Below are 21,400 nucleotides of genomic sequence, written 5' to 3'. Positions count from 1 at the left end.
TGGCCAGTCCTCAGTAGGCGTCGTCCGATGCGTCCCACCAGGGATGCCAGGCCGGCAGGTCGGTGGAGACTTTCATCGGGAAATCAGGCGCGCGTTTCTCGAGGAAGGACATCACCCCCTCCTTGGCGTCCTCGCCCATGCCGGCATGCAGGATGCCAAGGCTTTCGACGCGATGGGCCTCCATCGGGTGGGCGGCGCCCTGCATGCGCCAGGCCATGCGCCGCATCATGGCGACGGAGACCGGGGCGCAGCGCTCCGCGATGAGGCGGGCCCGCTCGCGCGCTTCCGCCATCAGGTCATCTGCCGGTACCACCCGTGCCACCAGGCCCGCCTCGAAGGCCTCGGCGGCCGAGAAGGTGCGGCCGGTCAGGCCCCAGTCCATCGCCGTCGAGATGCCCACCACGCGCGGCAGGAACCAGCTCGCACAGCCATCCCAGACAATGCCGCGCTTGGCGAAGGGATAGGCGAATTTGGCGTCCATCGAGGCGAGGCGGATATCCATCGGCAGGATCATCGTCGCGCCGATCCCGACAGCCGCACCATTCACCGCGCCGATGACCGGTTTCAGCGTGTTCCAGATGCGCAGGTTGAGAATGCCGCCGCGATCGCGCCATTTCGGGTCGGTCTCGTCGAACGCCCCGCTCTCCTGCGCCTGGCTGACCATGTTGAAAGTCTCGGCTCCGGTCGACAGGTCAGCGCCGGCACAGAAGGCCGGTGGCTCACCGGTAAAGATGATCGCCCGGACCGCGTCGTCACCGTCTGCATGGTCAAGCGCATCAATGATCTCGTCGCCCATCTCGTAGGTGAAGGCATTCAGCCGGTGCGGCCGGTTCAGCGTGATCGTCGCGACCCGGTCTTCGACGGCGTATTTGATATTCGAATAGGCCAAGCTGGCTCCCCTCATGCGTCAGGCTTTTGCGGCATGATGGGGTGGAATGCCCGGGGAGGCCAGTCGCAGGTGCGCGGCAGCGCTGGCGGTGTGACGCAGGGCCGGCTCTGGCCCTAGCTTCCGGCAGCCGGCACCGGCGGGCGCAGGCTCCAGATCACCAACAGCCCGATGGCGGCGGCACACGCCCCCGCGATCCCGACCCAGGCCAGCCCGGCGTGGGCGATTGTGAGACCGCCCGCGCTCGCCCCCAGGCCCTGACCGAAGAAGATCATCGAGCCGTTCAGCGCGAAGGCAAGGGTGGCGGCGGGACCGGCGGAGCGGGCCAGCCGCGTCTGGATGACCGGGGAGCAGGCGAACAGCGCCGCAGGGCCCAGCGACATCACCAGGACCAGGAGGGGGAGCGCCGCGGCGCCCAGCTCGAGCATCATGCCGAGGCTGAAAAGGACCTGCATGGCCAGTGTCATCGAGAGCAGGCCGGCCAGCGCGCGCCGCGCGGGCAGGCGGGCGAACATCGCCCCGGCGGGCAAGCCGAGCAGGCTGCCCACCCCGGTCGCCAGCTGGACCCCGCCAATTCCGGCGCCGGTAATGCCGGTCGTCTCGGTGATCACCGGCCCGATATAGGCAATGGTGCTGAAGGTCGCGAGGAAGCCCAGCATGGTGATCATCATCAGGCGGACATTGTCGCCGCGCAGCGCTGCCTTGAAGCTGACACCGCTGAGTGACGGCGCCTGGATATTGCCCGGCGTGACCAGGGCAATGATGACCAGGGCCAGAGCGCAGATCACGGCGCCAAACCAGAACGCCGCCTGCCAGCCAAAGGCATCGCCCAGCACGCTGCCGGCGGGCAGTCCGACCAGGAAGGCCAGGGTATAGCCGGCCAGCACGGTCGCGAATGCCTCCGGTCGCTTCGCCTCGGGGACCAGTGTGGCCGCGATGGTCGAGGCGAGCGGCAGGGTCAGTGCGGCGAACAGGCCACCGGCAAAGCGGATCGCGGCAATTGCCTGAAAATCGCTGACCAGGGCGGTGGCGATGTTGAGCAGGACCAGACCGGCCAGAACCATCATCAAGAGACGCTTGCGGTCAAAACCACCCAGCAGACGCGCCAGGATGGGGCCGCCAAGGCCGCAGGCGACCGCGAATACGGTCTGCAACTGGCCGACCATCGGCACACCCACCTGCAGGTCAACCGCCATCGGATCGATCAGGCCGACGAAGACGAAGGCGCTCGTTCCAAAGGCGAAGGGCGCGAAGGCAAGGCTGAGAAGGCGAAGGTTCATGCCGGTTGTCCCCGATCGCACCACTGTGTGACATGACGCGGATCGCCGCAAAGTCCAGTCGCGCTCAGTCCTCGCCGGTCTGGAAGAGCTTGCCGCGCTCGGTCACGATAACGATGACCAGTGCGGTCGCGGCCATCAGCGCCTGGCTGACGATCAGCGGGGTCGCGGTGCCGTTATAGAGTTGGCCGACATAGCTGCCGATGGCTGCGCCGACGACGCCGGTGACAAAGCCATAGACCGCCGAGGCCGTCCCCGCGATGTGGCCAACGGGTTCCAGCGCCAGGGCCGAGAAGTTGGCGGCGATCAGGCCGAGGAAGGCCATGGCGGCGGCGAGCAGGACGAGGAAGAGGACGAAATTGTCCATGCCGCTCATCAGCACCGCCGCGTGGACAGCAGAGATGGTGGTGAAGGCGATCAGCGCGCCGTGCGACAGGCGGCGCTGGCCGAGGCGTCTCACAAGGCGTGAATTGGCATAGCTCGACAGGCCGATCCCGCCGGCAATGGCGGCAAAGGCGAAGGGGAAGGCCTCGTCGGACAGGCCGAAATGGCCGACGAAGATCTGCTGTGAACTGCCGAGGAAACCGTACAGGCCACCGAAGAAGGGGGCGCCAGCGAGCGTATAGCCCAGCATCAGGCGATGGCTCACGGTTTCGCGGAATGCGGCCAGCAGGGGCTTCACGCGCAGACGGACGCGGAATTCGGGATGCAGGGTCTCCGGCAGGCGCACATGCAGCCACACCATCAGGCCGAGGCCGAACAGCATCAGGAAGGCAAAGATCCAGCGCCAGGGCGCGACCATCAGGATGGCCTGACCCAGCATCGGTGCCAGCACCGGGACCGCCATGAAGGCTGTCATCACCATCGACATCACTTCGGCCATCCGGCGACCGGAGGTCAGGTCGCGGGCGATCGCCGTGGCAATCACGCGGCAGGCCGCCGCTGCCGCACCCTGGAAGAAGCGTGCGACCAGCAGCAGCTCGAAGGTCGGGGTGAGGGTGCAGATCAGGCTGGTCAGGATGAAAAAGGCCAGCGCCGCCTGAATGACCAGCTTGCGTCCGAAGCGGTCCGAGAGGGGGCCGTAGAGAAGCTGCGCGACCCCGAAGCCGGTCAGATAGATGCCGATGACAAACTGCTGGTCATTGGCGTGCAGCACGCCGAGATCGCCGGCAATATCGTCGAGCGCCGGGAGCATCATGTCGATGGCCAGGGCCACGACGGCGGTCATGGCGACAAGCAGGGCGACAAGTTCCTTGAGCGATAACGGCAGCGCGTCGCCGTTCGCCAGCTTGAGCTGGGCCTGGGGCTGGGACATGGGTCACTCCGGGAGCCGGCACGGAGAGGTGCCGAGCGGGTGAAATGCGACTTTGGAGGCTCGAGCGCAAGTCTCGTGGCTGAATGCCGGTTCAGGCGTTTTCGTATGGATCGTGGAAAAGATGGGCCTGGAAGCTGGCTGCAATGCGGTTGGCGCGCTCGAGAAGGGCGGTCTTTGCGGCGGGCGTGGCGCCGATTTCGTCAAGCGTCTGCCCGAACAGCGCCAGCCATCTTTCGAAATGAGCGGGCGAGATCTGCGGTTTGAGCTTCACATTGGCTGGCATCGGGCGGCCCTGATAGCCGCCATCATGAAAGACCAGTGCCGACCAGAAGCGTTTCATGGTCGCCAGATGCGGCTCCCAATCGCCCGCGATGGCGTCGGCAAAGACCGGGCCGAGCATCGCATCTTCCCGGACATGGCCGTAGAAGGTTTCCACCAGATCAGAGATCTGCTCCGGCGTGATCCCCATCGCGGCAGCTTCGGAACGGGCCGTCTGGCGGGCCTGGCTGATGCGACTGGCGTCGACCACCCTAGACGTTGAAGCGGAAGTGCAGCACGTCGCCGTCCTTGACGATGTACTCCTTGCCTTCCGCCCGCATCTTGCCGGCTTCCTTGGCCGGGCCTTCACCGCCGCAGGCGACATAGTCCTCATAGGCGATGGTTTCGGCGCGGATGAAGCCCTTCTCGAAATCACCATGGATGACGCCGGCGGCCTGCGGCGCGGTCCAGCCCTCGCGGATCGTCCACGCCCGGGCCTCTTTCGGGCCGGCGGTGAAATAGGTCTGCAGGCCGAGCAGCGAATAGCCGGTGTGGATCAGGCGGTCGAGGCCGGGTTCCTCGAGGCCGATCGCCTCCATGTATTCGTCGCGCTCCTCGTTTTCGAGCAGGGCGAGTTCGCTCTCGATCTTGGCCGAGATGACAACGGCTTGCGCGCCTTCCTCGGCGGCGCGTTTCATGACGATCTCGGAATAGGCATTGCCGGTCCCGGCGCTGGCCTCATCGACATTGGCGATGAAGAGGACCGGCTTGGTGGTCAACAGCTGCAGCGCGCGCCAGGCCTTGCGGTCATCCTTGGCGACCTCGGCAAAGCGGGCCGGCTTGCCGGCATTGAGCTGCTCCAGCGCCACCTCGATCAGGGCGAGGGTGGCCTTGGCTTCCTTGTCACCGGACTTGGCCTTTTTCTCGAGACCCGCCTTGCGCTTTTCCAGGCTTTCCAGATCCGCCAGCATCAGTTCGGTCTCGACGGTTTCGAGGTCGGCGAGCGGGTCGATCTTGTTGTTCACATGGGTGACGTCATCATCGTCGAAACAGCGCATCACATAGGCGATGGCGTCGGTCTCGCGGATATTGGCGAGGAATTGATTGCCCAGGCCTTCGCCCTTGGAGGCGCCTTCGACGAGGCCGGCGATATCGACGAAATTCATCCGCGCCGGCAGGATTTCCTTCGAGCCGGCGATCTCGGCCAGCTTGGCCAGGCGCGGCTCGGGCACGGCGACATCACCGACATTCGGCTCGATCGTGCAGAAGGGATAATTCGCCGCCTGCGCCGCAGCCGTTTGGGTCAGGGCGTTGAACAGGGTGGACTTGCCGACGTTCGGAAGCCCGACGATGCCGCATTTGAATCCCATGGCGCGATTTCCTCACTGGTTCGAGCGCGCCTTATAAGAAGAATGCAGCGCGGGGTCGACTGTGGAGTCAGTGGCGGTTTTTCTGGCCCCGCTCGCGGGGGAGGTGGGCCGACGCGCACGCGTCAGGTGGAAGGGGGCGAGCAAAGCGAGGGATTTCCGGGCGATACCTGGGTGTCTCAGGGATTTGAGCGTCTTCTCGGTTTGCCGCTGTCATCCTGACCTCCGTCCGGAATGACAGAATGAGGGCAGCGCAAGGCGGCGATGCCACCCCGTCTCAGTCCTCGCTGTCAGGGCCGCCGCGCTTCACGGCGTCCGGCGCCGGCGCCTTGTGCGTCACGCGGGTCTGGAAGGCGTCGTAGTCGCGATTGGCGAGCAGGTCGAGCGAGCCGGCGATGGCGTCCAGCAGGTCGATCAGCCACACTTCCTCGGCCTTGGCAAAGTCGGACAGGACATAGCCGGTGACGCGGCCGCGGTCGCCGGGATGCCCGATACCGATTCGGCCGCGGCGAAAGTCCGGTCCGAGCTGGCTGGTGATCGACTTGATGCCGTTATTGCCGGCCGCGCCGCCGCCAAGCTTCATGCGGAATTTGCCCGGTGCGAGGTCGAGCTCGTCATGGAAGACCACAATGTCCTCCGGCTTGACCCTGTAGAAGCTCGCGGCGCCGCCGACCGACTGGCCGGCATTGTTGTAGAAGGTGGTCGGCTTGAGCAGCAGCAGCTTGTTCGAGCCGATGGTGATCTCGGTCGTCAGCCCCTGGAAGCGCTTGCGCCACGGCCCGGCGCTCCAGGCCTGGGCGATGATGTCGAGGGCCATGAAGCCGACATTATGCCGGTTGCGCAGGTATTTCGGCTCGTAATTGCCGAGCCCGGCCAGGATCATCATCGCGCGCGCTCCTCATATCTCAAGGCCGGACATCGGCAAGCCGGATACAAAATCAGCGAAGCCATGGTGTGGCCTCGCTGATTCGAATTCCAGTGCTGAAAGGGAAAAGGCTTAGGCCTCGTCACCCTTCTGCTTGATGGCTTCCGGCTCGGCCGGTGTCGCATCGGTGTCTTCTTCGGCGTCCGTCAGGACCGCGCGCGAACCCTGCAGGGTGGCGATGGTGAAGTCACGATCCGTGATGGTCGGCTTCATGCCCTTGGGCAGCTTGACCGATGAGATGTGGACCGAGTCGCCGATATCCAGACCGGTCAGGTCAACTTCGACCGATTCCGGAATCGAGCCGGCCGGGCAGAGCAGCTCGACATCGTGACGCACGATATTGAGCACGCCACCGCGCTTCAGAGCCGGGCAGGCGTCTTCATTGATGAAGTTCACCGACACATTGACCTTGATCTTGGTGTCTTCGTCGACACGGAACAGGTCGATATGCATGGCCTTGTCGGAGACCGGGTGGAAGTGGATGTCACGGGCGATCACCGTCTGGCGCTTGCCTTCGTGATCGAGCTCGATCATGTGCGACAGGAAGTTGCCGCCGAGCAGGGCCTTGCGGATTTCATTGCCGCGCAGGTTCACCGAAACCGGGCCGAGCTTGCCGCCATAGACGACGCCCGGGACCAGGTCTTCGCGGCGGGCAGCGCGAGCCGCGCCCTTGCCAGTGCCTTCACGAACGTCAACGGTGAGAACGATGTTGGAGCTCATCGGTCCAGATCCTTAAATGCAAACGCCGCCTCCAGCAGGGTAAGTGCGGGCGGCGATCTATCCAGGCGTTACGCCACAGTGTTCTTTCGAGCGGCGGGCTATAGCCGATCCAAACGCCCCACGCAACAGCGCTGCACGGGAAGTCGCAGCGCCTGTCGCCTGGTGCGCAGTCCCTATTGGCGCAAGGTGAAGTCAAACCGGGCCGTACAGCCGGTTGCGAAGCGGGCGCCCGGTCCATCCGACCAGGCGAATGTCCAGTCGGCGATGGCCCTTGCCGCCGGCAGGGTGGCGTCGCGATTGGTTCCGTTGTCGAGGTCGGAGATCGCTCCACCATAGCGGATATTGCCTGTGGTGCCGTCTTCGGTGACGTCGTAGCTCATCACCACTGCACGGATATTCGTGCCCTGGTTGATGAACAGGTAGTAGACGAGATCGGATGGGAAATCGGGGCCCCGGCGCTCAATCGCGTCCAGTCGGGGCTGGGCCTGCCGACACGCGACCGTCTGCGAAGGCCGCTCAACCGGATTCAGTGTCCCGCCGAAATGAACAAGCTCCTGGCTCGCGCACGCGCTCGCCAGCAAGCCGACTGGAATGATCCAGACACGCCGCATCATGCTACCCCCGTTTATCCCGGCAGGCCCCGTTTATCCCGGCAGGAAAGGCAGCATGGCCGGCGTGTAACTGTCAATATTGCCCGGCTTAGTCGAACAGCTTCGACACCGACTCGTCATTGGCAATGCGGCGGATGGCTTCGCCGAGCAGCGGCGCCACGGAGAGGCGGCGGACTTTCGGCGTCTCGGTGGATCCGGGCGGAGGGACGATCGAGTCGGTGACCACCAGCTCGCGCAGGCGAGACTTGGCGACCCGGCCCTGGGCGTCCTTGGACAGCACGCCGTGGGTGACATAGGCGGACACCTCGACGGCGCCCTTGTCGAGCAGGGCGTCAGCCGCGTTCACCAGTGTGCCGCCACTGTCGCACATGTCGTCGAACAGGATGCAGCGACGGCCTTCCACTTCACCGATGATATTCATCACCTCGGCGACACCCGCCTTCGGGCGGCGCTTGTCGACAATGGCGATCTCGGCATCGAGCAGCTTGGCAAGCGCCCGCGCCCGCACCACGCCGCCGACGTCCGGCGACACGATCAGCAGGTTGTCGGTCTCGTAATGGCGGCGAATGTCAGCCTCCATGACCTTGGTGGCGAAGAGGTTGTCCGTCGGGATATCGAAGAAGCCCTGGATCTGACCGGCATGGAGGTCGACGGTCAGAACACGGTCGGCGCCGGCCTTGGCGATCAGATTGGCCACCAGCTTGGCCGAGATCGGCGTCCGGCCGCCGGTCTTGCGGTCCTGTCGGGCATAGCCGAAATACGGGATGACAGCCGTGATCCGCCGCGCGCTCGCTCGCACCAGCGCGTCAATGCAGATCAGCAATTCCATCAGATGGTCATTGGCCGGGTAGGAGGTCGACTGCAGGATGAAAACGTCCTCGCCGCGGACATTCTCGTCGATGCGTACGAATATCTCGCCATCGGCAAAGCGCTCGATGTGACTGGCCGTCAGCGGAGCGTCGAGATAGTCAGCGATGGACCGGGACAGGTCCGGATTGGCGGTGCCCGACATCAGCTTCATCGTTTCGACCCCTGAGTCTTGGAAACGCGGGCTGCTTAACAGAGGCCGCGCGGTGATTGAAGCTGAAATGATCAGCCTGCGGAGAATCCGGGCGGTATTGGCAGGTCGCCACCGTCCAGGCAGACCAGTTTGAACAGCTCGCCCATCTGCTCCTGATCTGTCAGACGCCAGATTTGGCGGGCGATCTGTGACCGTTTGCCGGGCTGCGCCTGGCTGAGCGCAGCGGCACGGGTCTCAAGGCCCAATCCCAGCAGCCAGGCGCCTTGTGGCTCGGGGCCATAGGCGGTCAGTCCGGCGGACCGGGCTGCCAGAACGAGGCTTTCAAAGTCCACGCGGGCGGTCAGGTCGGCGGTTCCCGGATCAAGCAGGGGTGGTTGTTTCTTATGAGCGCGGATGGCCTGCAGCGTGTCGCCGATCTCGCTGGTTGCCGGACCATAATCGATGAACAGTGCGCGGCCGGGATGGGCGGCGAAACGGGCGGCGAGCTGGTCGACGACCTGACGATCACCCGGGCGCAGCTCGACCAGCGCGCCGTCCCCCGCTTCCCGAAGCCGCTCGGGAACCAGTGCAAGGTCTTCGCCCAGCGGTGGTCCCAGCACGAAGACGAAGCCGCTCTCCGCCTCCGCCTCCGGGTCCAGTCCGACCAGGCGCTCATGCCAGGTGCCCTTGTGCCGAACCGCCTGGCGTACCGGCAGACAGTCGAGGAATTCATTGCCAAGGATGATGGACGGGCCTGGGGCAACGGCCTCGAGCCGGTCGACCCAGCGGATTTGCGCGCCGGTCGGGCCCAGTGTCTGGGCCTGAACCGCCTTCAGGGCCGCGCTGGCCTCGATCAGGACGATTTCGGCAGCCTCGATGAAGCCGGGCACGGCACGGGCCGCGCGCAGGGCATCAGCCATCATCGTGCCACGGCCCGGCCCCATCTCGATCAGCTTGACGCCGTCGGGGCGACCCATGTCGAGCCAGGTCTGTGCGGCCACCAGGCCGATCAGCTCGCCGAACATCTGGCTGATCTCCGGCGCCGTGATGAAGTCCGCACCGGCCCCGATCGGGTCCTTGGTGGCGTAAAAGCCATGACTTGGATCAAACAGCGCTTCCGTCATGAAGGCGGCAATCGACATCGGTCCGCCACTGCGGATCCGGTCGCGGAGGGTCTCGGCAATCATGACTTGGCGGGTGTCGTGGCTTTCAGGGCGCGGTGAATCAACCAGGCACCGGCAATGATCATCGGGATCGACAGCAACATGCCCATGGTGATGTAGCCCCGCAGCGCTTCCGGCATGTAGAGGTCAGGCTCGCGGACCTGCTCAAGCGAGGTCCGGAACAGGCCGTAGAAGAGCAGGAAGAGGCCGGCATTGAAGCCGGGTTTCTCCAGTGAACGGAACTTCCAGGTCGCCACATTGATGATGGTGAAGAGCAGAAGACCTTCGAGCGCCGCCTCGTAGAGCTGGCTGGGATGGCGCAGCTCGCACAGACGGTCGCCGGTAAAGCGCATCGCCCAGGGCACGTCGGTCGGACGCCCCCAAAGTTCGCCATTGATGAAGTTGGCCAGGCGGCCGAAGAAAAGCCCGATCGGGGTCACGACGGCTGCCGCGTCCGCGATCCGCATCAGGTCGAGTTTCTGGCCCCGGGCAAACCACCACAGTGCCAGCGATACGCCGATCAGACCGCCATGGAAGGACATGCCGCCGTCCGTGATGCCCAGAATGATATCCTGGGGACGGGTCCAGATCATGTCGGGCATGTAGAAGAGGACGAAACCGAGCCGTCCGCCGCCGATCACGCCCAGTGTTGCCCAGATAAGGAGATCGTCGACCTGGGGCTCGGTAAACGGTGCCTTCGGCTTCTTTGTGCCGATCGGATTCCACATCGCCGGGCGCCGCGACAGGGCCACCATATAGCGCCAGCCCAGCATCAGTCCGGCGATGTAGGCGAGGGCGTACCAGCGCAGGTCGAACCGCAATTCCAGCCCGAACAGATCGAACGGTCCGATCGTGAACAGGATGGGGTCGATCAGATCAAAGCTTGGCGGACAGTATTCCATGATATACTCGGCTCATTGTCTGGCGAGGTGCAGCTGTGACGGAACGGCGCGTTGCGCTTTCCGGGCTGCGGCCGCATATAGGCGATGTTGTACACTCTAATGGCTTTCTTTGATGCAAACGCGCAACCCGCTTCTGAATGATTTTGCTGATCTCATGACCGACGCCTTCGGCGCGGCACAAGCGATGGGCGAAGAGGCGCGCTCGGTTTTCCGCGCCCGCGCTGACCGCATGGTCGCCGAGATGGATCTGGTGACACGCGAGGAATTCGACGCGGTGAAGTCTGCGCTTGATGCCTCGCAGGACGAGATCGCCGCCCTGACCGAGCGCCTTGCAGCGCTGGAAGCTGCGGCCAAGACTGCCGCCAAGACTGCGGCCTCGAAGACGGCCTCCAAGACGGCCGCAAAGGCCAAGGCTGCCAAGGCCAAATCCTGAGATAACGCGCGTACGCGCTTTTAATTGCGCCTGACGCGGCGCAGACATACCGTGCTCTGAACGGTGTGAGTCGCCGCGCAGACGATGGAGCCATTTTGATGGACCTGCTGTCAGACGAATTTTCACCGACCGTGACCGATCCGCTCGATGCGGTCGAACAGGCGGTCATCGCCGAGCAATATCCCTATGATCGCGACGAGACGGGTGAGATTCACCTGACCGCGACGGGGGCCTGGCGGGATCACCAGATCTGGTTCGCCTGGCGGCCGGATATGGAAGCGCTGCACATTTGCGGCAGCCTCGACCTCAAGGTCCCGGCCAATCGTTTCTCCGATGTCTGCCAGCTGGTCGCGCGCCTCAACGAGAAACTCTGGCTCGGCCATTTCGACATCTGGGCCGAGGATGGCTCGATCGTCTATCGGCATGCGATCTCCCTGCCCAATGGCGAGGCGGTCTCGCCCTCGCAGGCCGCTGCCATGATTTCTGCCGCCCGCGAGGCCGGCGAGCGCTTTTATCCGGCCTTCCATTTCCTGGTCTGGGGCGGCAAGGGTGTCGAGGAAGCCGCCGCTGCGGCAATGTTTGAAACAGCAGGCGAGGCCTGACACCGTCCATGACCCAAGGCTTTCGGATTGCGCTCATTGGTGGCGGGAATATGGGGGGCGCGCTCGCGGCCGGCTGGCTGCGCACCAAGCGCGGTGGCATCACGGCTGACGATCTGGTCGTGATTGATCCGAACCCGGGCGATGTTGTCCAGGACCTGGTGGCGCAGTCGGGTATCACGGTCCTGCCCGAACTGACGGCGGACGCCGCGGCCGGGCTCGACCTCGTGGTCTTTGCGGTCAAGCCACAGGTTTTCGAGCAGGCCTGCGCGGTGATTGCCGACCGGCTTCCCGCGGCGACCGGCGTGATTTCGATCATGGCCGGTGTCACCATCAACCGCATGTCGATGGCGCTTGGCGACCGTCCAATCATCCGCGCCATGCCGAACACCGCAGCCGCGGTGGGGGCCGGCGTGACGGTGTGTGTCGCCAATGATGCCGGCGAAGCGCTGGAAAAAACCGTGACCCGGCTCCTCAAGGTGGCCGGCACGGTGGAATGGGTCAGCGATGAGCGCATGATCGGCGCGGTGACCGCGGTCTCCGGCTCGGGGCCGGCCTATGTGTTCCTGCTGGCCGAAGCCTTGGCCGGTGCCGCCTTCGCCGAAGGTCTGCCGCGCGAGCTGGCCGACAAGTTGGCCCGCGAAACCATTATCGGTGCGGGCGCCCTGCTGGCCAAGTCCGGCAAATCCCCCCAGGAACTCCGCCGCTCCGTGACGTCGCCGGGCGGGACGACCCAGGCTGCTGTCGATGTGCTGATGGGGGGCGGAGGCGGACTGCCAGAGCTGGTCCGCCAGGCCGTCGCCGCTGCGGAACGCCGGTCGCGTCAGATGGGCCAGGAACCGGGCAAGCGCTAGGTCCGGCCCCTGGATGGGATCATCCACTTCGCTCCAAGCCCCAGCAAACCCAAACACATTTTTCCCGGCCGGAGCCCCGCAAAAGCGGGGCGGAGAGCCGGGACCAACTCACCCGTCCTGCAAGCGATGAGGCTCCCCTCGGTCCCGGATGACGCTGCGCGCCTCCGGGAAAAATGAGAGGGTGATGGAAACGAAAAGAAGCCCAGCTCGCCTGCTGGCAGACAAGAGATTTATGGGAAGGACTGGCGGTGGATGCCGGCCGCCCGTCACCGCGGCAAGCTGATCACCGCCATCAACCCACCCAGCTCCGACCGGCCCAGCCGGATGTCACCGCCATGGCTGCGGGCGACGTCGCTGGCGAGGGCCAGGCCGAGGCCGACGCCCTTGCGGTTCTGATTGCGGCTTTCATCGAGGCGATTGAACGGTTTCACCGCGTCGGCATACTGGTCTTCCGGGATGCCCGGGCCGTTATCCTCGACCCGGATTTCGACGCGAGATCCGGCCGGTACGACCGTCACGGCGACGACATCGCCGAAGCTCTGGGCATTGCCAATCAGGTTCGCGAGCGCGCGACGGACCGCGCCGGGGCGGACCTCGGCATCGTGTTCCCCATTCGCTTCGAACTGGATGTCGCCACCCTGGCGACGGGCGTCCTCGACGACGTCGCGGGTCAGCGCGACCAGATCGGTGCGGGCGGTCTCTTCACTGCCTTCGCCGCGGGCGAATTCGAGATACTCGTCGAGCATGGCTTCCATCTCGTCGAGATCGCGGCGGGCATCCTCGGTCTCGCTGGTTTGCGGCATCAGGGCGAGCTGCAGCTTGAGCCGGGTCAGCGGCGTACGCAGGTCGTGGCTGACCCCGGCGAGAAGGGCGGTGCGTTGTTCGAGGTGACGCTTGATGCGGGCCCGCATCTCGAGGAAGGCATGCGCGGCCTGGCGGACCTCGGTTGCGCCGGCCGGCTTGAAATGGGCCACATCCTGACCGCGGCCGAATTGCTCGGCGGCGTCGGCGAGGCGGCGGATCGGCTTGACCTGGTTGCGGATGAAGACGACCGAGACGGCGGTCAGCAGCGTCGTCGCGCCGATGATCCACAATAGAAAGATATGGCCCGTTGTCGCGAACACCCGGTCGCGCGGCGTGATGAAGCGGAGCACACCGCCCTCGACCTGGACGCGGACATCGACATAGCTGGGATAGCGTGTGGTATCGAACCAGACGGCATTGTCGAGCTGCTGCGAGAGCGCTTCGCGCAGGGTGATGTCGAGCGTCCGGAAGAAGGACGACCGGCGCGAGGTCGGCAGGGTGTCGCCGGGCCGGAAGTCGATGGAAAGGCGGGTCGTTCCCAGCGCCGTCTCGATATGGCGCTGGAAGGCCGGTGTCTCTCCGCCTTCCTCCTCATACAGCCGGGTCGCCATCGCGATTTCGCCGGCCACGCCCTCGGAAAGGCGGCTGGTGACGGTCTCCCAGTGTTCCTCGAAGAAGGACCAGGCCACGGCGACCTGCATCAAGCCGACCGGCAAGACGATGATCAGCAGGGTCCGGGCGAACAGCCCTTTCGGCAGGAAGCGCTTGAAGACCGACATCCCGGGCTCAATCCTCGAAGACGGGATCGGCGAGCAGGCGATAGCCTTCGCCGCGCACGGTCTGCAGGTGCATCGGTTCCTTGGGGTCGCTTTCCAGCTTGCGGCGCAGGCGGGTGACCTGAACGTCGACGGCGCGTTCGCCGCCACCGGTCCGCTCCGACAGGGTCAGGCGTGACACGGTCTGCCCGGCCGAGGCTGCCAGTGCGCCGAGCAGAGCCGCCTCGCCACCCGTGAGGCGCACCGGGGCACCGTCATTGGTCAGGCTCTCGCGGGCAATATCGAAACTCCAGGGCCCGAAGCTGACGCGCTGGATGGCGGCTTGGACCGGCTTGGCCCGGCGCAGGATGGCATTGATGCGCAGGACGAGTTCTTCCGGCTCGAAGGGCTTGGGCAGGTAGTCGTCGGCGCCCAGCGAGAGACCCTTGATGCGATCTTCCGCGTCGCCGCGGGCGGTCAGCAGGAGAATCGGGGTTTCACCGCGCTTGCGGACGGCTTCGGTCAGTTCGAACCCGTCCATGCCCGGCATCATCACATCCAGAACAAGCAGGTCGAAGGCGAGGGAATTCAGGGTCGACAGGGCCTTGTCGGCATTGGGAGCCGTCGACACCCGAAAGCCGCGTTCCTGCAGGAAACGCTTGAGCAGGTTGCGGATGCGATCGTCATCATCGACGACGAGAATATGCGCGTCATCACCATGCGTCTGGGCCATCGGGTCCTGCCGTTTTGCGAGCTCTGATCATGACGTGAGGCGCGGGGCGGCTCAAGGTGCTTTGTCGGAGGCGGCCACCGGCGCCCAACCCGGCTCCAATCGCTCTGAACAGGCCGCGCGCAGCGCGTCCAGACCGGCCTCGTAAGGCTCCGGATCGGCATAGATTGCGGCCAGCGGGGCCCGGGCACCGAGTACCAGCTCGTCCGGGGTCAGCAGGCGCGACATGTGCGGTGTCAGGCCAGCGTCCAGAGCGGCCGCGATCTGCGGCACCATGCGGTGCCAGCCGCCATAAAGGCGCAGCGAGATGACATCGATCGGAAGCGTCGTGCTCGGCACCGACTGGATCAGCGGCCAGCCGGCGGCGGTGATCATCGTCGTGTCGGGGCGGTACAGTCCCGTGTGCAGGCTGAGCCGGGCCGCCGGGGCGAGCGCCCGTGTCAGACGCAACAGATCGAGCGAGAAGGCGTCAATCAGGACCGGCGCGTCATGCTCCTGCGCCAGGCGGACCAGCTCGGCCAGCGCGGCGCGGCGGTCGCCCTTGCCGACCTTGAGCTCCAGGATGACGGCATGCCCGCGGGCTGCGGTCAGCGCGTCCTCGAGCCGCCACATCCTGCCCGTCGCACAGGCCTTTGCCACGGCCCGGCGCCCAAGCCGGTCAAACATCAGGTCGGGATGATGGGTGTAGAGAAGGGGTGGGCCATCGCCGTCCGCGATCCAGCAGATATCGGCCTCATGGGCGTGACGGGCCTCGGGCAGGCGCTCGGCCAGTTTCAGGCCACGTTCGAAGGCGCGCGGGCTGTTGAGCGAGCGGTGCTGAAGGATTTGAAGCGCATGCGGCGGCAATGACATGTCGCGGCTACGCCTTGCCACTGGCCGGACGCGCGCCAGCCAGGAGGTAGTCAATGCCTGACCAGGCGGTCACGGCGAGCGCTACCCAGAATGCACCCTGCGCGGCGCGGGACGCCATTGCCGGATCGAAAATATCTGCAGGAACAAGCGGCATGGCGAGCAGGGCGATGATGGCGACGCCCTGGACAATGGCCTTCAGCTTGCCCGACAGCCTCGCGCCGACCGCACGCCCTTTTGCCTGCATCATCAGGCGGGCATAGCTGACCAGCACATCGCGCCAGGCAAAGACGATGATCGTCCAGACCGGAATCAGGTCGAAGGCGGCCAGCGCCGTGAAGGCGCCAATCCGGTACAGGCTGTCGGCGAGCGGGTCGAACTGGGCACCGAACTCCGACTGCTGGTTGAAGCGACGCGCGATGGCGCCATCCAGCAGATCGGTCAGCTCGGCGAGGATGGCGATCAGGAGCGCGACCAGAAAGCCTTGCGTCCCGCCGAGGGAAAGCGCCCAGAACAGGGCCGGCACCAGCGCGATGCGCGAGCCGGTGAGGATGTTGGGCAGGGTCAGTCGCGTGGTCATGCGGCCCGCGCCTCCAATAGCCGCTGCGCGATCTCGACAAAGCCATCGGCGCCGTCACCGGTCGCGATATCGGCTGGATGGGCCCTCATATGGTGCAGGAAGCGGCGCACGCCGGCGACCCCGAAGCTGAGCGGGAACGCGGCAAACATCGGCTCATCATTGGGCGCGTCACCGATATAGGCGACCTCTGCCGCCTGGCGCTCGGCGGTGATCCCGAAGCGGTCGGCCAGGACGGTGCAGGCGGTCGTCTTCTTGTCGTGCTCACCGAACCAGGCATTGACGTGGATCGAGCTGGTCTTGGCGCAGGCGCCGGCCGCTTCGAAATGGCGCCGTACGCGCTCGGCATCATCAAGCGTCGGACCGGTAACGTCCTCCGTGAAGTCGACCGCGATATCGCAGACACGCCAGGCATTGTCCGCAGACGCGGCAAGGCCCGGGGCCAGTCGCAGCGTATCCTCGGCAATCGCGACGAGGGTGGCGCGCTCGGTCGGCGTTGTCTCGAAGAACCAGTCGCGGTCGATCCGGTTGTCATCCCGGCGGGCAAAACAGAAGGCGCCATTCTCGCCAATGACCGCGTCGACGGGCCACCAGCGCGCGATCAGGTCGCACCAGCCGGCCGGTCGGCCGGTGACCGCAAGAGTGAGCAGACCTGCGGCCTGCAGACGCTCCATCGCCGCCAGGCTGCTGGCCGGAACGCGGCCGTCGCGGGTGACCGTCCCGTCGAGGTCGAACAGGAAGGCGCGGACGCCGGACAGTGCGGTATTATCCACCCTTGCCGCCGGTATTGACCCGTCTGACGAGCTCATCCCATTCATCCTCACTCAGTTGGAATTGCTCTAGCATTTCATCGCGCGGAATGGCGCGCGCCGATTGCAGCCAGAGCCCGAGGAAGAAGAAGATCAGATTGCCGAGAATGGCCACGAAGGGCGCTGCCATCGAGATGAAGGCGAAGACCGACGACACGGCCAGCGTGACGCCGATCCCGGCGATCACGATCGAGCGCCCGACAGTTTTGAGGCGGGTCTTGATCGGTACCAGGGGAGACAGCGTATTGGTGTGAACGATCTCCGCAGCGGCCATCATGGCCCCGGCGATGGCCAGGATGCCGGCATTCCAGAGGGCCAGTGTCGCGTCGGCGAAGGGGGCGTCACCGGTTGCATCGCCCTGGATGACGAGGGCAGCAACGACGATGGCGGCGGACAGGGCGATACCGGAGTAAGCTTCCCACTTGTATTCGCGGTGATACTCGATCAGCGCCTCATGCGAGAGCTTGCCCTTTTCGACAAGGTATTCCTCGGCGTAGCGATAGCGCCGGATCCGACCCGACTTACCGGTCCCCATCGGCCGGTTCTGACGCACGGCGGTGAAGGCAAAGAACACCGCGGCGAGCACATAGATACCGATCATGGTCGCCAGCTTGGGCATGGCGCTGATCTCCAGGACGGCGCAGTCGAGGCCGCGGGCGCCTCCAGCGCATACGGATTCCGGGGCCAGAAGTCCCGCGGTCCAGACCCACAGGGCCGCGGCCCCAAGGGTGATCGCCAGATAGAAGATGTTCTTGACCATGTCGCGTCCTGCCCCGTTGTCCGGTCTTGATCATATCAGTCCGACGCGCGGCGGGAAGGTTCAATCGGCCTTGGGGCGAGGCAGGAAGCGATGAAGCTTGAAGGCGGCCGCAAGCCAAAGAACCATGACCCAGACCGTGAGCGCGAGATCGTTGCCGGTCCAGCCCAGCGGTGCGGCCAGCAGCGGCAGGCCGGCGGCGGTCAGCGTCAACGCCTGCCCGATCGTCGGCATGGGCCGCGCCCGGGCTGACAGTCCGTCACGAGGCGAGGGGCGCACAAGGTCATGAATGTCTGTGACCAGGACGGCGAGAATGGGCGCAATCAGATGGGCGACCGGGCCGATCATCATCAAGTAGAGGACGAGGAAGGCGCTTGCATGGGCCGCGCGGGCCAGACGGGCGGTCAGGCTGTCTGCGGTCATCCCGGTAAGCGCAACCAGGGAGGCCATGACAAAGGCGCCAGCGCCGAAGGCGGCCATGGCGCGCGATGTCGCGATGAAGCCATCAAACAGCGGCGGTCCGTAGACCGAGCCGGTCCAGCGCCAGGAAAACCAGATCGCCAGCGGACCCAGCAGGCAAAGCGCCAGTCGAAGCAGGGCGGCGGCAAATGTCATCGCGGGAACTCCATCATTTCTGGAACCAGTCATGGATCTTCTTGGCCATGGCCTTGGAGATGCCGTCCACCGACTCAAGGTCGGCGAGGGCGGCGTTGCGGACCGCCTTGGCGGAGCCGAAATAGGCTAGCAGGGCCTTCTTCCGGGACGGGCCGATCCCGTCAATCCCGTCGAGCGGATTGTCGGTCATCTGTTTCTTGCGCTTGGCCCGGTGGCCGCCGATGGCGAAGCGGTGGGCTTCGTCACGCAGGCGTTGCAGGTAATAGAGAACCGGGTCCTTCATCGGCAGTTTGAAGGGCGGTTTGCCGGGCAGGTAGAAGGCCTCGCGACCGGCATCGCGTTCAGGGCCCTTGGCGATGGCGGCGATGGTGATACCGGTATCCGCCGTAATGCCCAGTTCCTCGGCGATCTCCATCACCGAGGACAATTGACCCTTGCCGCCGTCGATCAGGACAAGATCGGGCACCGGCGCACCGTCATCGCGCTCTTTCAGGAGGCGTGAGAAGCGACGCTTGAGCATCGCCTTCATCATCGCGAAGTCATCATTGGTGGCAGCGTCATCGCCCTTCATGTTGAAGCGGCGGTAGTGGTTTTTCTCGAACCCGTCCGGTCCCGCCACGATCATCGCGCCGAGCGCATTGGTGCCCTGGATATGCGAGTTGTCATAAACCTCGATCCGCTGGGGCAGGTCGGGCAGGTCGAAAACACGCTGCACCCCCTTGAGAAGCTGGGTCTGTGTCGCGCTTTCCGAAAGTCGTCGGGCGAGGCTTTCACGGGCATTGGTCAGCGTCCGGTCGACCAGCTTGCGCTTTTCCCCGCGCCGGGGCGTGTGCAGCACGACCTTGCGGTCGGCTCGCAGGCTGAGGGCCTCGCCCAGCAGCTCGGCGTCCTCGATCTCGTGCGAGAGCAGGATCAGCGCCGGGGCCGGTTTGTCGTCATAGAATTGTGCGACGAAGGCGGCGAGCACCTCGGCCGGTTCGGCCTCGCTGTCATGACGCGGAAAGAAAGACTGGTTGCCCCAGTTCTGACCGGCCCGGAAGAAGAAGATCTGGACGCAGGACTTGCCGCCATCCTGGTGTACGGCGACCACATCGGCCTCCTCGACCCCGTCCGGATTGATGCCCTGGTCAGTGGTGACCGCCGCGATCGCGCGAATGCGGTCGCGCAGCTTGGCGGCGGTTTCGAAGTCCATCGCTTCGGAGGCCTCGGCCATCCGGTCCTGCAAGTCCTGGCGCAGCGCATTTGAGCGGCCCCGCAGGAAATCCGTCGCCTCCTTGACCAGCTCGTCATAGGCGGCGGGTTCGATCAGGTCGACGCAGGGGCCGGCACAGCGCTTGATCTGGTGCAGCATGCAGGCGCGCGAGCGGCCCTCATAGACGCTGTCGCTGCAGGTCCGGATCAGAAAGGCCTTCTGCAGCGTGTTGAGCGTCTGGTTGACCGCACCCACCGACGCGAAGGGACCGAAATAATCGCCCTTCGCCTTGCGGGCGCCGCGATGCTTGGTCAGCTGCGGGGCGGCGTGGTCCTTGCGGATCAGGATATAGGGGAAGCTCTTGTCGTCGCGCAGCAGGATGTTGAAACGCGGCTTCAGCGACTTGATGAGATTGGCTTCAAGCAGGAGGGCTTCGGTCTCGGTCTGCGTGACCACGAACTCCATCTTGCGGGTCAGCGCGATCATCAGCGCGATGCGGTTGGAGTGCCCGCGACCATTGGCGTAGTTCGAGACGCGATTCTTCAGGTTGCGGGCCTTGCCGACATAGAGCACCGCACCATCTTCGCCGAACATGCGATAAACGCCCGGCTTGGGCGGCAGGTTGCGGACATAGTCGGCAATCAGCTTTGCACCGCCGAGTGATTGCCCTGACGCCTCCAACGCGTCATCTATCTCATCGGATTGCGGATTTGAGCCGGACTGGGGAGTTGAAGACGTCATGTCAGACAGGATTGCGCTCGTAACCGGCGGCGGCAAGCGCCTGGGTGCCAAAATCGCCAGCGCCCTCGGTGAGGATGGCTGGCATGTCATCGTTCACTACAATGGTTCGGCCGCCGAGGCACAGGATGTTGCTGCAGCCATTCGTGCTGCCGGCGGCTCCGCCACGGCGGTCGGTTTCAACCTCGCCGACACCGGCGAGATCGAAGCCTTCCTGGCGGATGTGGGGCGGGTCGATGTCCTGATCAACTCGGCCTCGATCTTCGAGATGGACACGCCGGCCGATGTCACGCCGCAATCACTGGAAGACCACTGGCGGGTCAATACAGCGGCACCGGTGCTTCTGGCCAAGGCCATGGCCGCGGGTCACACGGCGCGCGCCTCCGGCTGCGTGATCAACATGCTCGATCAGAAGCTCTTCAATCTCAACCCCGACTTCTTTGCCTACACCCTGTCCAAATACGCCTTGCTGGGCGCGACCACGACCATGGCCATGGCGTTCGCGCCCGCGGTTCGGGTCAATGCGATCGCGCCGGGGATCACCCTTCCGTCGGGCGGTCAGAGCGAGGCCGAGTTTGCCCGGGCCCACGCCATGAACCCGATGCGCGGCGGTTCCACGCCCGAGGACATCATCCGCGCGGTGCGCTTCATCCTTGCGACGCCGTCCATGACGGGCGAGACCGTCACCATTGATGGTGGCCAGCATCTCGACGCCCGCAATCGCGACGTCATGTATGCCACCGGCGTGCCGGAGGAAGACGCCCCATGAGACTGGATCAGGTGATCGAGAATGCACTGGCCAATGCGACCGGCGAGGATGTCTTCGTCTACCGTCTGGAAGGCGTGAAGCTGGATGTCGAGATCGGTATCCACGACTATGAGCGCGGCGTGAAACAGCGCGTTCTGGTCGACGTCGTGACCCTGGTGTCCAAGGACTGGTCCGGCGCTGACGACATCGCGAGCGTGGTCGATTACGACTATATCCTGCACGGTATCAAGGCGCTCGAGACGCGCCAGTTCGACCTCCAGGAAACCCTGTGCGGTGTCATTCTCCAGCTGGCACTGGAACCCGACGCCGTTGCTGCTGCCCAGGTCACCACGCGCAAGGTGGACGCCTATGCGGATGCCGACGCGGTCGGTCTGACCCGGTTCCGCCGCAAGGCTTAGCAACGCAGCGCCCCGCATTGATCCTGTGGCGGACTAAATGCAGTCTCAGCCCTCCATTTGTTTCCATTTGAGAACAATCAACTTGCCTGTCTGAGCT

At 65.0% G+C, this 21,400-nt stretch carries 24 protein-coding genes; 5 read left to right on the top strand and 19 right to left on the bottom strand.

The window, feature by feature from the left end:
* Positions 1–10: 10 nt before the first annotated feature.
* The 11 genes from AAA969_RS09465 to lgt all read right to left on the bottom strand — a co-directional run bounded on the left by AAA969_RS09465 (position 11) and on the right by lgt (position 10,424).
* Positions 11–889 carry an enoyl-CoA hydratase-related protein gene (locus AAA969_RS09465; protein WP_338245782.1) on the bottom strand — a complete coding sequence of 293 codons (879 nt, stop codon included), beginning with the start codon at positions 887–889 and terminating at the stop codon, positions 11–13.
* A gap of 113 nt (positions 890–1,002) precedes the next feature.
* The gene (locus tag AAA969_RS09460; protein ID WP_338245781.1) at positions 1,003–2,166 is read right to left on the bottom strand and encodes an MFS transporter; all 1,164 of its coding nucleotides are present in this window, start codon (positions 2,164–2,166) and stop codon (positions 1,003–1,005) included.
* A 64-nt stretch (positions 2,167–2,230) separates the two neighbouring features.
* Entirely contained in the window at positions 2,231–3,478 is a 1,248-nt protein-coding gene (locus tag AAA969_RS09455; protein ID WP_338245780.1) for a multidrug effflux MFS transporter, read from the bottom strand.
* A gap of 91 nt (positions 3,479–3,569) precedes the next feature.
* Positions 3,570–4,007 carry a group III truncated hemoglobin gene (locus AAA969_RS09450; protein ID WP_338245779.1) on the bottom strand — a complete coding sequence of 146 codons (438 nt, stop codon included), beginning with the start codon at positions 4,005–4,007 and terminating at the stop codon, positions 3,570–3,572.
* A 1-nt stretch (position 4,008) separates the two neighbouring features.
* On the bottom strand, positions 4,009–5,106 hold the full coding sequence (gene ychF, locus AAA969_RS09445) for a redox-regulated ATPase YchF (RefSeq protein ID WP_338245778.1): 1,098 nt from the start codon (positions 5,104–5,106) through the stop codon (positions 4,009–4,011).
* Between the two features lie 274 nt (positions 5,107–5,380).
* Complete coding sequence (gene pth, locus AAA969_RS09440) at positions 5,381–5,989, bottom strand: aminoacyl-tRNA hydrolase (protein WP_338245777.1); 609 nt, start codon at positions 5,987–5,989, stop codon at positions 5,381–5,383.
* 111 nt (positions 5,990–6,100) lie between these two features.
* Entirely contained in the window at positions 6,101–6,748 is a 648-nt protein-coding gene (locus AAA969_RS09435) for a 50S ribosomal protein L25/general stress protein Ctc (protein WP_338245776.1), read from the bottom strand.
* Between the two features lie 173 nt (positions 6,749–6,921).
* Positions 6,922–7,362, bottom strand: coding sequence for a hypothetical protein (locus AAA969_RS09430; RefSeq protein ID WP_338245775.1), 441 nt, complete (start codon positions 7,360–7,362; stop codon positions 6,922–6,924).
* 85 nt (positions 7,363–7,447) lie between these two features.
* Positions 7,448–8,380 (bottom strand): ribose-phosphate pyrophosphokinase, encoded by a 933-nt coding sequence (locus AAA969_RS09425; RefSeq protein WP_338245774.1) that lies wholly within the window; start codon positions 8,378–8,380, stop codon positions 7,448–7,450.
* Between the two features lie 71 nt (positions 8,381–8,451).
* On the bottom strand, positions 8,452–9,546 hold the full coding sequence (locus tag AAA969_RS09420) for a class I SAM-dependent methyltransferase (RefSeq protein WP_338245773.1): 1,095 nt from the start codon (positions 9,544–9,546) through the stop codon (positions 8,452–8,454).
* A complete protein-coding gene (gene lgt / locus AAA969_RS09415; RefSeq protein WP_338245772.1) occupies positions 9,543–10,424 on the bottom strand; it encodes a prolipoprotein diacylglyceryl transferase in 882 nt (293 codons plus the stop codon). Before lgt ends, AAA969_RS09420 begins: the two co-directional genes overlap by 4 nt.
* Before the next feature lie 112 nt (positions 10,425–10,536).
* Between lgt and AAA969_RS09410 the strand changes: the two genes are divergently transcribed.
* The 3 genes from AAA969_RS09410 to proC all read left to right on the top strand — a co-directional run bounded on the left by AAA969_RS09410 (position 10,537) and on the right by proC (position 12,310).
* Entirely contained in the window at positions 10,537–10,857 is a 321-nt protein-coding gene (locus tag AAA969_RS09410; RefSeq protein ID WP_338245771.1) for an accessory factor UbiK family protein, read from the top strand.
* A gap of 98 nt (positions 10,858–10,955) precedes the next feature.
* A complete protein-coding gene (locus AAA969_RS09405) occupies positions 10,956–11,459 on the top strand; it encodes a YbjN domain-containing protein (RefSeq protein WP_338245770.1) in 504 nt (167 codons plus the stop codon).
* Between the two features lie 8 nt (positions 11,460–11,467).
* A complete protein-coding gene (proC, locus tag AAA969_RS09400) occupies positions 11,468–12,310 on the top strand; it encodes a pyrroline-5-carboxylate reductase (RefSeq protein WP_338245769.1) in 843 nt (280 codons plus the stop codon).
* A 266-nt stretch (positions 12,311–12,576) separates the two neighbouring features.
* Here the strand turns inward: proC and AAA969_RS09395 are convergent, their stop codons facing one another.
* The 8 genes from AAA969_RS09395 to uvrC are packed head-to-tail and all read right to left on the bottom strand — an operon-like array spanning position 12,577 to position 20,139.
* Positions 12,577–13,893 (bottom strand): ATP-binding protein, encoded by a 1,317-nt coding sequence (locus AAA969_RS09395; protein ID WP_338245768.1) that lies wholly within the window; start codon positions 13,891–13,893, stop codon positions 12,577–12,579.
* 7 nt (positions 13,894–13,900) lie between these two features.
* The gene (locus tag AAA969_RS09390) at positions 13,901–14,602 is read right to left on the bottom strand and encodes a response regulator (protein ID WP_338245767.1); all 702 of its coding nucleotides are present in this window, start codon (positions 14,600–14,602) and stop codon (positions 13,901–13,903) included.
* Positions 14,603–14,653: 51 nt separating this feature from the next.
* Positions 14,654–15,451 (bottom strand): hypothetical protein, encoded by a 798-nt coding sequence (locus AAA969_RS09385; RefSeq protein WP_338245766.1) that lies wholly within the window; start codon positions 15,449–15,451, stop codon positions 14,654–14,656.
* Positions 15,452–15,458: 7 nt separating this feature from the next.
* A complete protein-coding gene (pgsA, locus tag AAA969_RS09380; protein WP_338245765.1) occupies positions 15,459–16,028 on the bottom strand; it encodes a CDP-diacylglycerol--glycerol-3-phosphate 3-phosphatidyltransferase in 570 nt (189 codons plus the stop codon).
* Positions 16,025–16,798 carry an HAD-IIB family hydrolase gene (locus AAA969_RS09375; RefSeq protein WP_338245764.1) on the bottom strand — a complete coding sequence of 258 codons (774 nt, stop codon included), beginning with the start codon at positions 16,796–16,798 and terminating at the stop codon, positions 16,025–16,027. The genes pgsA and AAA969_RS09375 overlap by 4 nt, the downstream gene beginning before the upstream one ends.
* Positions 16,791–17,594, bottom strand: a complete 804-nt coding sequence (locus AAA969_RS09370) for a hypothetical protein (RefSeq protein ID WP_338245763.1) — start codon at positions 17,592–17,594, stop codon at positions 16,791–16,793. Before AAA969_RS09370 ends, AAA969_RS09375 begins: the two co-directional genes overlap by 8 nt.
* Positions 17,595–17,654: 60 nt before the next feature.
* Complete coding sequence (locus AAA969_RS09365) at positions 17,655–18,206, bottom strand: hypothetical protein (RefSeq protein ID WP_338245762.1); 552 nt, start codon at positions 18,204–18,206, stop codon at positions 17,655–17,657.
* A gap of 13 nt (positions 18,207–18,219) precedes the next feature.
* Positions 18,220–20,139, bottom strand: coding sequence for an excinuclease ABC subunit UvrC (gene uvrC / locus AAA969_RS09360; protein WP_338245761.1), 1,920 nt, complete (start codon positions 20,137–20,139; stop codon positions 18,220–18,222).
* Here uvrC and AAA969_RS09355 point away from each other — a divergent pair.
* Positions 20,138–20,905 carry an SDR family oxidoreductase gene (locus AAA969_RS09355; RefSeq protein WP_338245760.1) on the top strand — a complete coding sequence of 256 codons (768 nt, stop codon included), beginning with the start codon at positions 20,138–20,140 and terminating at the stop codon, positions 20,903–20,905. The two genes, uvrC and AAA969_RS09355, sit on opposite strands and share 2 nt — an antisense overlap.
* Entirely contained in the window at positions 20,902–21,303 is a 402-nt protein-coding gene (locus AAA969_RS09350) for a dihydroneopterin aldolase (protein ID WP_338245759.1), read from the top strand. Before AAA969_RS09355 ends, AAA969_RS09350 begins: the two co-directional genes overlap by 4 nt.
* Positions 21,304–21,400: the final 97 nt, after the last annotated feature.

It is taken from the genome of Maricaulis maris (genome assembly GCF_036322705.1).
Classification (GTDB): domain Bacteria; phylum Pseudomonadota; class Alphaproteobacteria; order Caulobacterales; family Maricaulaceae; genus Maricaulis; species Maricaulis maris_B.
The sequence above is the reverse complement of the archived record's forward strand: the minus strand, read 5'-3'. Positions and strand labels throughout refer to the sequence as shown.

Bases quoted from the DNA above. Each gene is read 5' to 3' on its own strand.
- ychF (WP_338245778.1), bottom strand. From the start codon at position 5,106: ATGGGATTCAAATGCGGCATCGTCGGGCTTCCGAACGTCGGCAAGTCC.
- AAA969_RS09370 (WP_338245763.1), bottom strand. From the start codon at position 17,594: ATGGTCAAGAACATCTTCTATCTGGCGATCACCCTTGGGGCCGCGGCC.
- AAA969_RS09350 (WP_338245759.1), top strand. From the start codon at position 20,902: ATGAGACTGGATCAGGTGATCGAGAATGCACTGGCCAATGCGACCGGC.
- AAA969_RS09430 (WP_338245775.1), bottom strand. From the start codon at position 7,362: ATGATGCGGCGTGTCTGGATCATTCCAGTCGGCTTGCTGGCGAGCGCG.
- AAA969_RS09390 (WP_338245767.1), bottom strand. From the start codon at position 14,602: ATGGCCCAGACGCATGGTGATGACGCGCATATTCTCGTCGTCGATGAT.
- AAA969_RS09355 (WP_338245760.1), top strand. From the start codon at position 20,138: ATGTCAGACAGGATTGCGCTCGTAACCGGCGGCGGCAAGCGCCTGGGT.
- AAA969_RS09435 (WP_338245776.1), bottom strand. From the start codon at position 6,748: ATGAGCTCCAACATCGTTCTCACCGTTGACGTTCGTGAAGGCACTGGC.
- proC (WP_338245769.1), top strand. From the start codon at position 11,468: ATGACCCAAGGCTTTCGGATTGCGCTCATTGGTGGCGGGAATATGGGG.
- lgt (WP_338245772.1), bottom strand. From the start codon at position 10,424: ATGGAATACTGTCCGCCAAGCTTTGATCTGATCGACCCCATCCTGTTC.
- AAA969_RS09425 (WP_338245774.1), bottom strand. From the start codon at position 8,380: ATGAAGCTGATGTCGGGCACCGCCAATCCGGACCTGTCCCGGTCCATC.
- uvrC (WP_338245761.1), bottom strand. From the start codon at position 20,139: ATGACGTCTTCAACTCCCCAGTCCGGCTCAAATCCGCAATCCGATGAG.
- pgsA (WP_338245765.1), bottom strand. From the start codon at position 16,028: ATGACCACGCGACTGACCCTGCCCAACATCCTCACCGGCTCGCGCATC.
- AAA969_RS09455 (WP_338245780.1), bottom strand. From the start codon at position 3,478: ATGTCCCAGCCCCAGGCCCAGCTCAAGCTGGCGAACGGCGACGCGCTG.
- pth (WP_338245777.1), bottom strand. From the start codon at position 5,989: ATGATGATCCTGGCCGGGCTCGGCAATTACGAGCCGAAATACCTGCGC.
- AAA969_RS09410 (WP_338245771.1), top strand. From the start codon at position 10,537: ATGCAAACGCGCAACCCGCTTCTGAATGATTTTGCTGATCTCATGACC.
- AAA969_RS09460 (WP_338245781.1), bottom strand. From the start codon at position 2,166: ATGAACCTTCGCCTTCTCAGCCTTGCCTTCGCGCCCTTCGCCTTTGGA.
- AAA969_RS09420 (WP_338245773.1), bottom strand. From the start codon at position 9,546: ATGATTGCCGAGACCCTCCGCGACCGGATCCGCAGTGGCGGACCGATG.
- AAA969_RS09385 (WP_338245766.1), bottom strand. From the start codon at position 15,451: ATGTCATTGCCGCCGCATGCGCTTCAAATCCTTCAGCACCGCTCGCTC.
- AAA969_RS09395 (WP_338245768.1), bottom strand. From the start codon at position 13,893: ATGTCGGTCTTCAAGCGCTTCCTGCCGAAAGGGCTGTTCGCCCGGACC.
- AAA969_RS09405 (WP_338245770.1), top strand. From the start codon at position 10,956: ATGGACCTGCTGTCAGACGAATTTTCACCGACCGTGACCGATCCGCTC.
- AAA969_RS09365 (WP_338245762.1), bottom strand. From the start codon at position 18,206: ATGACATTTGCCGCCGCCCTGCTTCGACTGGCGCTTTGCCTGCTGGGT.